Here is a 14,446-nt window from a genome sequence, read left to right on the forward strand (position 1 = left end):
ATCAAATAACCATCTTAGGCTTCAAGAAATTCCTTTTGGGTTAAAGTCTCTTGCTGCCCTGTGATGATATTTTTTACCGTTACTGTTTGGTTCGCCATCTCCTCTTCACCGATAAATACCAAGTTCGGAATTTGCTTTTTCTCTGCGTAAGTAAACTGTTTTTTCAATTTTGCAGCCTCAGGATAAAGTTCTGATGAAATGCCTTTGGCTCTAAGTTTCGTGATGATTTTCATAGCGTGAGCCGCCTCTTTGTCGCCGTAGTTGGCAAAAAGAAATTTGGTATTTTCTTGGGTATCCTCTGGGAACAAGCCCAACTCTTCCATAACCAAATAAATGCGGTCTAAGCCAAAGGAAATGCCAATTCCAGGGATATTCTTAACGCCAAAAACTTCGGTTAGATTGTTATATCTACCGCCGCCGCCAATAGAGCCCATCTGCACGCCGTGGGCTTTAACTTCAAAAATAGCCCCTGTATAATAATCCAAACCGCGCGCTAAGGTAATGTCAAACGCTAAACTCTCCTTATCCACGCCCAATTCTAACGATTGCTCTATGACAAATTCTAATTCCTCTATGCCTTTAAGCCCCTCCTCTATGCCTTGGAAACGGCTTTTAAGATCTTGGAGCTGAGATAGCGGATTTTCCGCTGGATGGAATAAAAATTCTAACTTTTCAATGGCTCCATCAGAGATGTTTTTTTCTTTTAGTTCTTTGATAACGCCCTCTCTTCCAATCTTATCCAGCTTATCCAGCGCCACGGTAAAGTCAATCAGCTGTGCCTCAATGCCAGCATAAATAGCCAGCCCAGTCAGTATTTTTCTATTGTTGATGTGAACCACCGCTTTTATGCCCAAATCTGCAAACGATTTAACATAAAGTTGCACCAAATCTACTTCCTGCCAAAGGCTCTCGCTGCCTACCACATCGGCATCACATTGGTAAAATTCTCTGAAACGCCCTTTCTGTGGTCTATCTGCGCGCCACACTGGTTGAATTTGATAGCGTTTATAAGGGAAAGTCAGCTGTCCTTGGTTCATTGCTACAAACCTCGCAAAAGGCACCGTTAAATCATACCGAAGGGCTTTATCCGAAATTTTAGAAGTCAGCTGTGGATAGTTTTTTTCTTGCCACATTTCATCGGAAACCTTGTTGAGATATTCCCCAGAATTGAGGATTTTAAAAATCAAGCGGTCGCCTTCCTCGCCATATTTACCTGTCAGCGTAGAGAGGTTTTCAAAACTTGGGGTTTCCAGTGGTGAAAATCCAAAGAGTTCAAAATTATTTTGTAACTTACTGATAATGTATCTTCTGCGATAGATTTCCTCTGCAGTAAAATCTCGTGTTCCTTTGGCTAAAGTCGGTTTCATAAGTTGATTGTGCTATCTCAATTAAAGCCACAAAAATAGGAAATATTTAAGGATAATGCTAATCGCTGCATCGCATCTCTCAAAAAAAGACCGACTTGCTATGGTTGTTACTGTTTTTATGCCTCATCATCAGCGGAATCGTGCTAATCTATAATGCTTTGAGCGCGCTCGGCATCTTGCTCTGCCACGAATAAAATATAATTTTAATGGGCATTACTGCAACATTATTCACATATTCATTCTGAATATAGCTCTCTATCCCCTCTGATGCCAGTTTTGTTTTGATAATTTCTATTTCATAAAGATACGAAGACTCATAAATTCTTATCAATTCTATTGTTTTTTTTCCCAAAGATAATAAAAAAAGCTTTATATTAGTGGCATCAATTTTAAGTCTAATTTATAAAAAAGTAAAACTATATGTCTTATTATCCATTAAGCCAAATTCCAGATTATTATATGTTAGATGCCCTCCTTACGGAAGAACATTTATTGGTAAGAAATGCCGTTAGAGACTGGGTAGAATCTTTCATTATGCCACAAATAGACGAGGCAGCACAGCACCACAAAGAAATCCCTAATCTGATGAAAGAATTAGGAAAAATAGGGGCTTTAGGTCCTTATATCCCCGAAGAATACGGCGGTGCAGGCTTAGATCAAATTTCTTATGGACTGATTATGCAAGAGTTAGAACGCGGTGATTCGGCGGTGCGCTCGGCAGCATCTGTACAATCTTCATTGGTGATGTTCCCTATTTTTGAGTTCGGCTCTGAAGAACAAAAAAGAAAATATTTGCCGCAATTGGCTTCTGGGGAGATGATTGGCGCTTTCGGATTAACGGAGCCCAACCACGGCTCTAACCCCGCAGGGATGGAAACCCACTTTAAAGATATGGGCGATCACCTCCTCCTCAATGGGGCAAAAATGTGGATTACCAATGCGCCGCTTTGTGATATTGCCATCGTTTGGGCTAAAGGCGAAGATGGCGTAGTTAGAGGAATGATTGTAGAACGCGGTATGGAAGGCTTTAGCACGCCAGAAACGCTTAATAAATGGAGTCTACGCGCTTCTAAAACTGGAGAATTGGTTTTTAGAGATGTTAAAGTGCCGAAAGAAAATTTATTACCAAACATCAAAGGGTTAAAAGGACCACTTTCTTGCTTAAACTCCGCTCGTTACGGGATTTCTTGGGGCGTTATTGGAGCGGCTATAGATTGCTATTGCACCGCTGTTCAGTACACGCAGGAACGCACACAGTTTGGAAAACCTATTGCCAGCTTCCAACTTCAACAGAAGAAATTAGCCGAATTTTTAACCGAAATTACCAAAGCACAGTTGCTCTCTTGGCGATTGGGTACGCTTAAAAACGAACACCAAGCCATGCCAGCACAAATCTCTATGGCGAAGCGGAATAATGTAAAAATGGCGATTGACATCGCGAGAGAAAGTCGGCAGATGTTAGGCGGAATGGGCATTATGGGCGAGTTCCCAATGATGAGACACGCCGCCAATTTAGAATCGGTGATAACCTACGAAGGCACGCACGACATCCACTTGCTCATCACAGGGATGGATATTACAGGAATTAACGCTTTTGCATAGACTTCAATTTCAATATTAAAAGTTATGACAGAAAAAGATAAACGATTTGTAGCACTTTGGCAAAATTTGAGAAAAAGTAGGCTTCAATTTTCATTAAAGCAAGGTTTTGTGATTGCGTTTATATTTATTTTAATTGTAACGCCCATCAATTATTTTCTCACACAACCTGATGATTGGAAAGTTTTCATTGCAAAAAACTCATTCATTTGGTTGGGCGCATCGCTTTTGCTTTCGGTCTACTATTATTTTGTAGGCTTTAGAAGGTACGAAAACCGTTATAATCAAATTCTTAATCAAGACAATAAAAAACAATAATAGTTTAAAGAAATAAAACCATGATAGATAAAACCGTAAAAAATGTACAAGAAGCTTGCGAAGGCATTCAAGATGGTATGACCATTATGCTGGGTGGCTTTGGGCTCTGTGGTATTCCTGAAAACAGCATTGCAGAGTTGGTTAGAAAAGGCGTAAAAGACCTCACTTGCATCTCCAATAACGCTGGCGTAGATGATTTTGGTTTGGGGTTACTCCTTCAAAAAAAGCAAATTAAAAAAATGATAGCCTCTTATGTAGGAGAAAACGCTGAATTTGAGCGCCAACTCCTCCACGGCGAGTTAGAGGTGGAGCTCATTCCGCAAGGGACTTTAGCCACAAGATGTTTAGCAGCAGGTTATGGTATGCCCGCAATCTACACGCCAGCTGGCGTAGGCACAGAGGTGGCAGAAGGTAAAGAAGTAAGAAATTTCAATGGTAAAGATTACCTTTTAGAATACGCTTTTGATGCTGATTTTGCCATCGTAAAAGCGTGGAAAGGCGACACGGCAGGCAATCTGATCTATCGCTCTACCGCCAGAAATTTTAACCCTCCAATGGCCATGGCAGGGAAAATCACCATTGCGGAAGTGGAAGAATTGGTACCTGCTGGGGCTTTAGATCCTGACCAAATCCATACCCCTGGGATTTATGTGCATCGTATCTTCCAAGGCGAGAAGTACGAAAAACGCATAGAGCAAAGAACGGTAAGAACAAAATAACCTCACACAAGTATTAAAAAAAGCAATTATGGCATTAACGAAAGAGCAAATAGCACAGCGCATAGCGAAAGAAATAAAACACAACTCTTATGTCAATTTAGGCATCGGTATTCCTACGCTGGTCGCCAACTATATCCCCGAAGGCATCAATGTGGTGCTGCAATCCGAAAATGGACTCCTCGGTATGGGACCTTTTCCTTTTAAAGACGAGGAAGATGCAGACCTCATTAACGCTGGTAAACAAACCATTACCACGCTCTCAGGTTCTGTTATTTTTGATTCGGCGATGAGTTTTGGTATGATTAGAGCCCAGAAAGTAGACCTCACCATCTTAGGGGCGATGGAGGTTTCCGAACAAGGCGATATTGCCAACTGGAAAATCCCTGGTAAAATGGTGAAAGGTATGGGCGGCGCGATGGACTTGGTGGCTTCTGCAAAAAACATCATCGTAGCGATGCAACAGGTTAATAAACACGGTGATAGCAAGCTGTTACCACAATGTACACTGCCACTCACAGGGGTAAAATGCATTAAAAAAATTGTTACCGAACTCGGGGTTTATGATGTGGTGCCAGAAGGTGGCTTCAAATTATTAGAACGCGCGCCAGGGGTGAGCATAGAAGACATCAAGGCTGCAACAGTAGGGAAACTCATCATAGAAGGCGATATTCCTGAGATGAAATTTTAACCCCAATTGAAACGAAAAAAACAGTTCAGATTTTAATGCCTGAACTGTTTTTTATTATAACATTTTGAGGTTATTCACCTCTAAATCGGTTAAGATGCGCCAATGACCACGCTTGATATTCTTCTTGGTCAGCCCTGCAAACATCACTCTATCCAGCGCTTCTACCTCGTAGCCCAATCTTTGGAAAATACGGCGAATCACCCTATTCCATCCAATATGAATCTCAATACCGATTTCATTTTTCGGCTTACCTTCAATATAAGAAATGTGGTCTACCTCTGCCACGCCTTCCTCCAAACGAATGCCCTCTGCAATGGTGTTCATATCCTCGCGAGATAATTTTCTGTCCAAAGTGACATGGTAAATTTTCTTAATATTAAAAGACGGATGCGTTAATTTTTTGGTTAAATGCCCATCATTAGTCAGTAAAATAACGCCCGTAGTCTGTCGGTCTAAGCGCCCCACAGGGAAAATACGGTACGGCGATGCATTGGCTGTCAGCTCCATCACCGTTTTTCTGGCTTTCTCATCTTTCGTTGTAGAAATGTAGCCTTTCGGCTTGTTAAGGAGCACATACACGGGCTTTTCAGGCGTTAGATTTTGCCCATCAAAGCTGACTTTATCCGTTTTTTGCACTTGGTAGCCCATCTCGGTCACCACTTTGCCATTCACTTCTACCAAGCCTTGTTGTATCAACTCATCGGCCTCTCTCCTGCTGCATATTCCAGAATTGGCGATATATTTATTTAGCCTAATAGTTTCTTTAGGCTGCTGTACCAACTTGTTTATTCTTCTCTTCTGCACAAAATTTCTTGCTCTATCTTCCGCCGAAGCTTGGCTACCGCGCCCCCCTTCTCTGCGGTCTCCTTTGACATACTTATCACGAGCGTCAAAGTTTTTACCATTCAATTTTGAGCCACGAGAATTTCCGGTTCTATTTCTATTAGACCCAGATTTACCTCTTCCTGATGAAAAATTGTTGCGTTCTCTGCTCATATTCTTATTTTTTGCAAAGATACAACTTTTAAACTCAACCTAATGCTTTTTTACGATGAAGGTGGAGGTGGTCAAAATTTGTATGAGTTACAGTTATGATTTATTTTATGATTTTAATCATAAATTTAGTAAAAAAAGTAGCATTTATCCTCAAAAAAATATAGTTTTTCATATTTTTGTCTACTTCTGTCTTGATCATAAATACTAATATCGATGAAAAAAACAATTTTAAGCATTTTAATGCTTTCTAATACACTCCTCTATGCGCAAAAGGATTCTATCAACACTGCCATAGAAGAAGTGGTGATGACAGGCACGCTAAAACCTGTTAGCAGGGATAAAAGCCCTGTACCCGTAGAGGTTTTTTCCTCTCAATTTTTTGAAAAAAAACAAAGTTCTTGCCTTTTAGAATCGGTGGAAATGATCAATGGCGTAAGACCACAGCTCAATTGTTCGGTTTGTAACACTGGAGATATCCACATCAATGGCTTGGAAGGTCCTTACACTATGATCCTCATTGATGGAATGCCCATTGTTAGCTCTCTATCTACTGTATATGGTTTGAGTGGTATCCCCAACAGTTTGATAGACCGCGTGGAGGTGGTTAAAGGTCCTGCCTCCTCTATCTACGGTTCTGAAGCGATGGGCGGAATCATCAATGTTATTACTAAAAATGCGCTGAAAGCCCCAAAACTAAATGCCCATACAACGGCTTCATCTTGGGGAGAATATAATACGGACTTGGGGACAGCTTTTAAACTCGGAGATCGTATTGGCTCTTTGTTAAGCCTCAATTATTATAATTTTCAGCAAAGAATGGACCTGAATAGAGACCATTTTATGGATGCCGCGCTCCAAGATCGAATTTCAATATTTAATAAATGGAATTTTAATCGTCCTCAGGATAAAGTTGCCAGTTTTGCACTAAGATACCTCTACGAAGACCGTGCTGGTGGCGTAATGGATTGGGATAAATACAAGGACCGTGGCAGCAACCAAGTCTATGGCGAAAGTATTTTTACCAACAGAGTGGAGGCTATTGCCGCTTATGAACTTCCCATTGAGGAAAAAATAATAACGCAATGGTCGTATAATTATCATCATCAAGATTCATTCTATGGGGATACGCCCTTCCTTGCTAAGCAATCCACATTTTTCGGACAAATGTTTTGGGATAAAACTTTGGGCGCTTCTAATTTACTATTAGGTATTGCGGTTAAAAATACCTATTACGATGATAACACTCTGGGAACATTGGAGGCAGATGGCATCACCAATCGCCCGCAGAATGACTGGATCCCTGGCGCTTTTATACAAAATCAGTGGCAGATTAACGACCAACAAATTTTGCTATTGGGCTACCGTTTAGATTTATCCAAAATCCACGGTTGGATCCACTCGCCGAGGATAGCCTATAAACGAAATCTAACTCCAAGCACTCAACTTAGAACGAGTTTTGGTACTGGATTTAGAGTGGTCAACCTCTTCACAGAAGAGCACGCTGCCCTTACGGGATCTCGACAAGTGGTCATTAGCGAACAACTCAATCCTGAAAGGTCTTATAATGCCAACCTAAACCTCACCCACCGTACTTATTTAAATTCAGGATACATCAACCTTGATTTATTAGGTTTTTATTCCTATTTTACCAATAAAATCATTGGCGATTTTGATACCAATCCCAACCAAATTTTATACTACAACTTAACTGGAAAATCCATCAGCGCTGGGGCTTCTCTCAATACAGAGTTTAAATTTGAAATTCCTCTAAGTTTACAATTGGGGCTGACCTATATGGAAGTTTATAAGGAAGATGATAAAAATGGTGTAAAAACTAAAATACCTCAGTTATTCGCGCCCAAATGGTCTGGCACTTATGCCCTTACTTATCATTTTCCTAAAAAATGGACTTTAGATTTTACGGGGATTTTCTATGGTCCTATGCGGCTTCCTATCCTTCCCAACGATTTTAGACCTGAATATTCGCCGTGGTACACTTTAGCCAATTTACAATTGAAAAAAGAGTTTTCGGATATAGGTTTAGAGCTTTATGCTGGGGTGAAAAACATTTTCAACTTTACTCCTAAAAATCCGTTGATGCGTCCCGATGATCCTTTTGATCAAAATATAAATGATCCTGTTAACAATCCGATGGGTTATACTTTTGATACTGCCTATGGCTATGCCCCAATGACAGGCATTAGAACCTTTTTAGGCTTAAAATACATCATCAAATAGAGGATTAAATCCAATTATTACCCCTCCGTTTCCTCCATTAGTTTTAGGTAGGTGGCGTAGCGGCTTTCTAAAATATCATCTTCCTCTATTGCCTTGATTACCGCGCATTTAGGCTCATTGAGGTGCAGACAGTTATGGAATTTACAATGTTGCCCTATCTGAAAAATCTCTGGGAAATAATGTTGCACCTCTTCTTTCTGAATGTCTATCATCGCGAATTCTCGCACACCAGGGGTATCTATTACACTACCGCCAAAATTCCAAAAATGCATTTGAGCAAAAGTGGTGGTATGCTTTCCTTTAAGGTGAACTTCGGAAACTTTGCCAGTGCGGAGGTTTAGCCCTGGTTGCAAGGCATTAACCAAAGTGGATTTTCCGCTTCCTGAATGTCCAAAAAATACCGAAATTTTGTCTTGAAGTTCTAGTTTTAAATCCTCTAAGTTTAACCCTGAATAGGCAGAAATCATCATCGTTTTGTAGCCTATATTTTGATAAATTTCGGATAAAGCCTCTATATAAGTGAGCTCTTCATCTGTGAGCAAATCGGTTTTGTTAAATAAAATAAGAGGTTGGATGTTGTATGCCTCGCAGCAAGCCAAAAAGCGATCTAAAAACCCCAGTGAAGTTTCTGGATTTTTAAGCGTATAGAGAAAACAAGCCAAATCTATGTTAGAAGCTATGATGTGCGCCTCTTTGGAAAGGTTCACCGATTTTCTGATCAGGTAATTTTTGCGTGGTTCTATTTTGGTAATCCACGCCACTTGGTCGGCTTCCAGCTGAAATTCTACCCAATCTCCCACCGCCAAAGGATTGGTCAGTCGGTTTTTCTGTAATTTAAACTTGCCACGGATGCGCGCCTCATAAATTTCTCCTGTGACCGCCTCTTTTACTTGATACCAACTCCCTGTAGATTTGGTAATTAGCCCTTTAAAAACTTCCATAAATCACTCGTAAATTTCTGATAATCTCACTGGCACTAAGCGGTCTTCTCGGTATAAATGCGCTTTATCTTTGGTGATGTCTAAACTCGGATAAAGGTTGGCGCCCACCAATTTAATTTTTCCTTGCTCTATCCAAGATTGCTCTTTTACAGCGTGCTGATAAACCATTTTCTGGATTTCTCCCGCTCGGTACATCGCTTGATAACTGCCTTTTTCTTCTATCTCGATAAACAATTGCCAAGCTTTAGTCGCCAATTGTTGGGTCATATCTTCCACGAAATAACTGCCATATGCTGCGTCTTCAAACACATTGATGATGCTTTCATAAGCCAAAACGATGCTTTGTTTAAAGGCTATTTCTTGTGACCAAGGCGTGGAATTTTCAACTTTAAAATCTCTTGCAAAAACAGCATCAGCACCGCCAATCATCCCAGCGGAAAGCTCCAATGTAGAGCGAATAAGGTTGTTTTCTGGGTCGGCTTTTGTTTTATTTCGCAAGGAAGTTTCTGCAAAAATATAAGGAATGTTGTTCTGTTGATACGCCCTTGACAATTGATTAAATAACAATTTAAGCGCTCTTATTTTAGCAATTTCAAAAAAGTACTGCCGTCCTACCGCTACTTTAAAAATCAGCCGTTCCAGCACCGAGGCACCAAAAATTTCTATTAAATCTTTCGCCTTGGCTAAAGCTATTGCCAACTGTTGGATGATGCTGGCACCTGCATTCTGGTAAAGGGCCACATCAACTCCCAAAGCTCTCGGTATTGGAGATTTCAATAAATTTTCGCCCCAATTGAGATTCATATTGCCTTTTTCATCAAAAATATCAACCAAAGACATCAGCTTATTTTCCGTTGTCGCCGACATCGCTTCAAAGGTGCTATAATCCTCAAAAAATAGGGTTTTATCTGCCGTAACAATGGGACCTTTAATGAGAAAAGCATAAGCATCTTCTTCCAAATTTTCTTGATATAGCGCCACCAAATGCGGGCTTTCTTCTACTTTGGGTAAAAGGTTAAAATCCCGATGAGACGCGTGATAATAAGGCTTCACCTCAATATCTTCCAAATTCTCTCTGCGGAGAATGGTGTCAATATCTTCGGTTTTCAGTTGCTGTTTAACCAGCGCCTCCCAGTCTGCCATTGTGGTGTTCCCCTTCATAGCGTTTTTATTTTTTAGCGTTGGTACTATCCACCACTAAGATAAAAATTTCTTCGTTTGGTCTTTTCATAAAGTAGTTTTCTCGAGCAAATTTTTCTTTTTCGCCTCTGTCATACATCAGTTTTTTGTAGAAAGCATCGTTTTTTTTGTACTCTTGTTTATAATATTCCAATTGCTCCTCATACTGACTGATTTCCTGATTAAGTTCGTTAATCACCAAAAAGGAATTGTTATCAAAAAAGATCATCCACACAAAAAAACACAATATCGTAACCACATAGCGGTTCAGTACATAAGTCCTAAGCCACTTGAATTTGGGTTGTTTTTTCTCTATATCTTTAATTAGATTTTTCATAAACAAATGGCTTAATCTTTGTGTTTTTTCAAAGAGTTATTGATAACAGTGGTAAGGAAATCTATCGCTACAGGGTTCTGCTTCATATTAGGAATAATGATATCTGCCTGATTTTTAGAAGGTTCTATAAATTCCTGATGCATAGGTTTCAGTGTAGTTTGGTAGCGGTATAGTACCTCCTCCAAATCTCGCCCACGCTCTTGGGTGTCTCTTTTTATTCTGCGAATCAGACGCTCATCAGAATCGGCATGTACGAATAACTTAACATCAAATTCCTTTAATAATTCCTTATCTGTAAGCACCAAAATCCCCTCCACAATAAGCACTCTTTTAGGCTCTACCGTTACGAAATCCCCTGTTCTTGAATGGGTTACAAATGAGTAAATGGGCTGTTCTATGCTTTCGTTATTTTTAAGCGCACGCACATGCTTTCGCAACAATTCAAAATCTATGGATTTGGGGTGATCATAGTTGAGGCCTTCCCTCTCTGCCATTGTAAGATTCTGATTATCATGATAATAGTTATCTTGTGATAACACATTAACCCCTTCTACATTCAGATTTTTAAGAATTTTATTCACCACGGTGGTTTTTCCAGAACCTGTACCACCAGCAATACCGATTACAAGCATTATTTTGTTTTTTACAAAGATAAGCAATCTTCATAAAAAAACGATATTCATTTTTTAAATTTGAAGATAGCCACAAAAAAACAGCCTTTCTAAAGGCTGTTGATTTAAATTCTTATTTTAAATATTGAGTGATTTTTTCACTGTCGGGTTTGGTTGTGCTCAAAAAGCTGTCTATCAATTTTCCATCTTCATCGATGAGGAATTTTGTGAAATTCCAAAGAATCGTGGTATTTTTAACCCCATTAAGTTCTTTTTCGGTCAAAAATCTAAAAATAGGTGTCGAATCTTCCCCTTTTACAGAAACTTTGGCAGCCATAGGAAAGGTAACGCCATAGTTCAACTGGCAAAAATTTTTGATTTCTGCATTGGTTCCAGGCTCTTGCCCTCCAAAATTATTCGCTGGAAAACCAACGATAACCAATTGATTTTGATACTTTTGGTATAGTTTTTCTAAATCTTCATACTGCGGTGTAAAGCCACATTCTGATGCGGTATTGACAATTAAAATTTTCTTTCCTTTAAAATCCGCAAAGTTGATTTCGCCGCCATCTAAGCTTTCCACCTTGTAGTCGTAAATGCTCTTTGGCAAAGGCTTTTCATCTTGTTGGGTTGCTTTTTTATGGCTTGTGCATTGCAATAGCGCCACTACGGAAAGTAGAAAAATGAATATTTTTTTCATCTTATTTAATTTTAAAAGTATTCTCTGGGAACACCTTGTTGGTTTCTATTTTATTGAAAATCATCGTATAATCGCCTTCTTTTTTTGGCGTGGAAAAATCTATTCTAAACGGCATAACCAGCGCTCCTACTTTTTTGAAATCAGAATAGATTAAAGTTTCATCTTTTTTAGTTTCTTTGAGCAACATATAAGTCTCTGTATCAAAGTAATAGATGATTTTATTTACATTTTTAGTCAGCTCTACCTTGTAGCATAAACGGTCATCTATTTTGTCCTTACCAAGGATAGTCGCCGTGAAACCTTTGGCTTCAAAATCGATAAAATCGGTGTCAAAACTCTGAGGTTGATAATCGCTAAACTCCTGCAATTTATTGTTCGCATAGTTCATCGCATAGCCTTTTTTGCCATCATAAGCCTCTATCACATTTTCCTTTTTATCAATGATGATGGTCGTTTTGGTCAAATTAGGACGCTGTTGATAAATTTTAATGGGATACTCTTCTTTCAGCCCTAAAATCACTTGACCTTGTAGAACAATAGAGTTCAGCAATTTCCATTTAGAAAGTCCGCCGGTGGCTTCTATATTCTTATCAATCACCTCTTTAGCCGTTTGTGCCGACCAAAGCGAACCGACAACCATTGTGGTAATAACCAATATTTTTTTCATTTTTTCTGTACTTATTTTAGATGAAGAAGGCGCTTGGCTTTCTCTAAATCCTCTGGAACATCAATGCCCACACCCACGAAATCAGTTTCTATCATCTTGATTTTCATTCCGTTCTCTAAATAACGGATGCATTCTATCTTTTCCAATGTTTCCAATGGCGACATTTCTAAGCTCGCAAAAGTGAGCAACGCCTGTTTTCTAAATGCATAAACGCCAATGTGCCTAAAATATTTTGCTTCGGCATTCATTTCCCGCTGAAAAGGAATTACCGAACGGCTAAAATAAAGGGCAAATCCGTTCAAATCCGTGATGACTTTCACATTATTAGGGTTTTCAATCTCGGTGGGCTCAGTGATTTTTATCTTAAGCGATGCCAAGGAAATTTCCTGTTCTGGATCGTTATGAAACACCGAAGTCAAATCTTGAAGCGGTTCTTTTTTTAGAAAAGGTTCATCGCCTTGCACATTCACCACAATGTCGCAATCTATATCCCGAACGGCTTCCGCTATTCTGTCGCTCCCCGTTTCGTGTTGCCCTGTGCGAACGGCTTTGCCGCCTATACGGATGATTTCATCAAAAATCAAAACCGAATCTGTCGCCACAAAAACCTCATCAAACAACTGCGTAGCCACCACATTCTGATAAGTGGTCGCAATGACGGTTTGATCGCCCAAAATCTGCATCAATTTCCCTGGAAATCGGCTGGCTTCGTAGCGTGCAGGAATCACCGCTATGATTTTCAGTTTCTTCATTGCCTTTGCTTTTTTCAATTAAAAAAATAGAGCCTTTTATTTCTCGGCTCTATTTTTAGTCCACCATTTTATTTATTGTAAAGCCGTTAAAGCTTTCTCTAATTTCGGCAACATTTTTTGAATATCTTCTAACGAGCAACCGCCCACCGAAGCTCTAAACCACGGCATCGTTCTGGAATTACCAAACGCTGAAAACGGCACCAACGCCATCCCCGCCTTGTCGATAAGGTAGAACACCAAATCTGAACTGTCTTCTATTTTTTTGCCCTCAGGCGTGGTTTTTCCGATATAATCCAACTGAATGGTCAGATAAAGCGCCCCCATCGGCTTAATGCTATCTACCTGAAAACCATTAACTTTCAAATTCTGAATTCCTTCGTGAAGGGTGTTGAGACTGTGCTGTATTTTGCCTTTAAAATCTTGAATAAAAGCCTCCACCGCTGGCGTATCTACCAAAAATTTAGACATCGCTTGTTGCTCTGGCTTAGGCGACCACGCGCCCATATGCATTGCAAAAGCCTTCATCTTATTGATAATCAGCGTTGGTGCAAAGCCCCAACCCACACGAATACCCGTTGCCGCAAAGCATTTAGAAGCGCCATCGATAAAAATGGTATAATCTCTAACCTCTGGTACCAAACTCACAGGGTTCACATGGGTTTCGCCGAAGTTGAGCAAGGCATAAATTTGATCGTAAATGATGTAAAGCGGCTTCTCTCCTTCTTTTCTCCTTTTATTCTCCGCTACCACCAACTCGCAAATTTCTTTCAATTGGTCGGCAGAAAACATAGTCCCTGTGGGGTTAGATGGCGAGCATAATGCCAATAGCACAGCGCCTTCTAAATGCGGCTTGATGTCTTCTGCTGTTGGCAAAAAATTATTCTCTAACTTGGTTTCTACCTCCACTTTTTGTGCGGAAGTAAGGTAAGAATAGTGGTTATTATTCCACGATGGAATAGGGTAAATCACTTTATCACCTTGATCCACAATGCTCATATAAGCGGTATAAATGAGCGGTCGTGAGCCCCCAGCCACCAAGATTTCATCTGTGCTGTAATCTAAATGGTATCTGTTTTTAATATCCTTAGCAATGCTTTCTCTCAGCCCTAAAAGCCCATTGGCAGGCGGATAGTTGGTCATATGCTCATCATAAGCAATTTTAATTTCATCTTTTAATGCCTCTGGGATGGGATAAATCTGAGCGTTTAAATCGCCGATGGTCAGGTTGGCAATATCTTCGCCTTTGGCTTTTCTATCATTAACTTCGTTGCCTATTTTCACGATTTCCGAACCCACAAGGCTTTCGGCTAAAGCTGATAATTTCATTTTTTTAT

The 14,446-nt window shown here is 39.9% G+C and carries 16 protein-coding genes; 5 read left to right on the forward strand and 11 right to left on the reverse strand.

Annotation, left to right across the window (positions count from 1 at the left end):
- Window positions 1–14 precede the first annotated feature (14 nt).
- Together hisS and NYR17_RS06445 are read right to left on the reverse strand one after the other, a co-directional pair.
- Entirely contained in the window at window positions 15–1,367 is a 1,353-nt protein-coding gene (gene hisS, locus NYR17_RS06440) for a histidine--tRNA ligase (protein WP_302504903.1), read from the reverse strand.
- A gap of 148 nt (window positions 1,368–1,515) precedes the next feature.
- A complete protein-coding gene (locus tag NYR17_RS06445) occupies window positions 1,516–1,698 on the reverse strand; it encodes a hypothetical protein (RefSeq protein WP_367997944.1) in 183 nt (60 codons plus the stop codon).
- Window positions 1,699–1,787: 89 nt separating this feature from the next.
- On the opposite strand from NYR17_RS06445, the gene NYR17_RS06450 reads away from it, so the two are divergent.
- From NYR17_RS06450 to NYR17_RS06465, 4 genes are read left to right on the forward strand one after another with little or no spacing between them, the layout of a single operon-like run.
- Window positions 1,788–2,969 carry an acyl-CoA dehydrogenase family protein gene (locus tag NYR17_RS06450; protein ID WP_302504904.1) on the forward strand — a complete coding sequence of 394 codons (1,182 nt, stop codon included), beginning with the start codon at window positions 1,788–1,790 and terminating at the stop codon, window positions 2,967–2,969.
- A 24-nt stretch (window positions 2,970–2,993) separates the two neighbouring features.
- Window positions 2,994–3,284 carry a hypothetical protein gene (locus NYR17_RS06455; protein WP_302504905.1) on the forward strand — a complete coding sequence of 97 codons (291 nt, stop codon included), beginning with the start codon at window positions 2,994–2,996 and terminating at the stop codon, window positions 3,282–3,284.
- A gap of 20 nt (window positions 3,285–3,304) precedes the next feature.
- Entirely contained in the window at window positions 3,305–4,003 is a 699-nt protein-coding gene (locus NYR17_RS06460; RefSeq protein ID WP_302504906.1) for a CoA transferase subunit A, read from the forward strand.
- Window positions 4,004–4,031: 28 nt separating this feature from the next.
- Window positions 4,032–4,691 carry a 3-oxoacid CoA-transferase subunit B gene (locus NYR17_RS06465; protein ID WP_302504907.1) on the forward strand — a complete coding sequence of 220 codons (660 nt, stop codon included), beginning with the start codon at window positions 4,032–4,034 and terminating at the stop codon, window positions 4,689–4,691.
- A 54-nt stretch (window positions 4,692–4,745) separates the two neighbouring features.
- Here NYR17_RS06465 and NYR17_RS06470 read toward each other — a convergent pair whose 3' ends face one another.
- A complete protein-coding gene (locus NYR17_RS06470) occupies window positions 4,746–5,687 on the reverse strand; it encodes a pseudouridine synthase (RefSeq protein WP_302504908.1) in 942 nt (313 codons plus the stop codon).
- 213 nt (window positions 5,688–5,900) lie between these two features.
- Between NYR17_RS06470 and NYR17_RS06475 the strand changes: the two genes are divergently transcribed.
- Window positions 5,901–7,925 (forward strand): TonB-dependent receptor plug domain-containing protein, encoded by a 2,025-nt coding sequence (locus NYR17_RS06475; RefSeq protein ID WP_302504909.1) that lies wholly within the window; start codon window positions 5,901–5,903, stop codon window positions 7,923–7,925.
- 17 nt (window positions 7,926–7,942) lie between these two features.
- On the opposite strand, the gene rsgA is transcribed toward NYR17_RS06475, so the two are convergent.
- The 8 genes from rsgA to NYR17_RS06515 form a co-directional block, all read right to left on the reverse strand.
- Window positions 7,943–8,866: a ribosome small subunit-dependent GTPase A gene (rsgA, locus tag NYR17_RS06480; protein ID WP_302504910.1), complete on the reverse strand. Its 924-nt coding sequence runs from the start codon at window positions 8,864–8,866 to the stop codon at window positions 7,943–7,945.
- 3 nt (window positions 8,867–8,869) lie between these two features.
- Window positions 8,870–10,027 (reverse strand): methylmalonyl-CoA mutase family protein, encoded by a 1,158-nt coding sequence (locus NYR17_RS06485; protein WP_302504911.1) that lies wholly within the window; start codon window positions 10,025–10,027, stop codon window positions 8,870–8,872.
- A gap of 7 nt (window positions 10,028–10,034) precedes the next feature.
- Window positions 10,035–10,382, reverse strand: coding sequence for an FtsB family cell division protein (locus tag NYR17_RS06490; RefSeq protein ID WP_302504912.1), 348 nt, complete (start codon window positions 10,380–10,382; stop codon window positions 10,035–10,037).
- Between the two features lie 11 nt (window positions 10,383–10,393).
- Entirely contained in the window at window positions 10,394–11,014 is a 621-nt protein-coding gene (udk, locus tag NYR17_RS06495; RefSeq protein WP_302504913.1) for a uridine kinase, read from the reverse strand.
- Window positions 11,015–11,126: 112 nt separating this feature from the next.
- Window positions 11,127–11,693, reverse strand: a complete 567-nt coding sequence (locus tag NYR17_RS06500; protein ID WP_302504914.1) for a glutathione peroxidase — start codon at window positions 11,691–11,693, stop codon at window positions 11,127–11,129.
- Window position 11,694: 1 nt separating this feature from the next.
- Window positions 11,695–12,360 carry a histidine kinase gene (locus NYR17_RS06505; RefSeq protein WP_302504915.1) on the reverse strand — a complete coding sequence of 222 codons (666 nt, stop codon included), beginning with the start codon at window positions 12,358–12,360 and terminating at the stop codon, window positions 11,695–11,697.
- Window positions 12,361–12,371: 11 nt separating this feature from the next.
- Window positions 12,372–13,112, reverse strand: coding sequence for a 3-deoxy-manno-octulosonate cytidylyltransferase (kdsB, locus tag NYR17_RS06510; RefSeq protein WP_302504916.1), 741 nt, complete (start codon window positions 13,110–13,112; stop codon window positions 12,372–12,374).
- A 72-nt stretch (window positions 13,113–13,184) separates the two neighbouring features.
- Window positions 13,185–14,438 carry a pyridoxal phosphate-dependent aminotransferase gene (locus NYR17_RS06515; protein ID WP_302504917.1) on the reverse strand — a complete coding sequence of 418 codons (1,254 nt, stop codon included), beginning with the start codon at window positions 14,436–14,438 and terminating at the stop codon, window positions 13,185–13,187.
- Between the last annotated feature and the right edge of the window lie 8 nt (window positions 14,439–14,446).

This window comes from Riemerella columbina, from assembly GCF_030517065.1.
GTDB classification, from domain to species: Bacteria; Bacteroidota; Bacteroidia; order Flavobacteriales; family Weeksellaceae; genus Riemerella; species Riemerella columbina_A.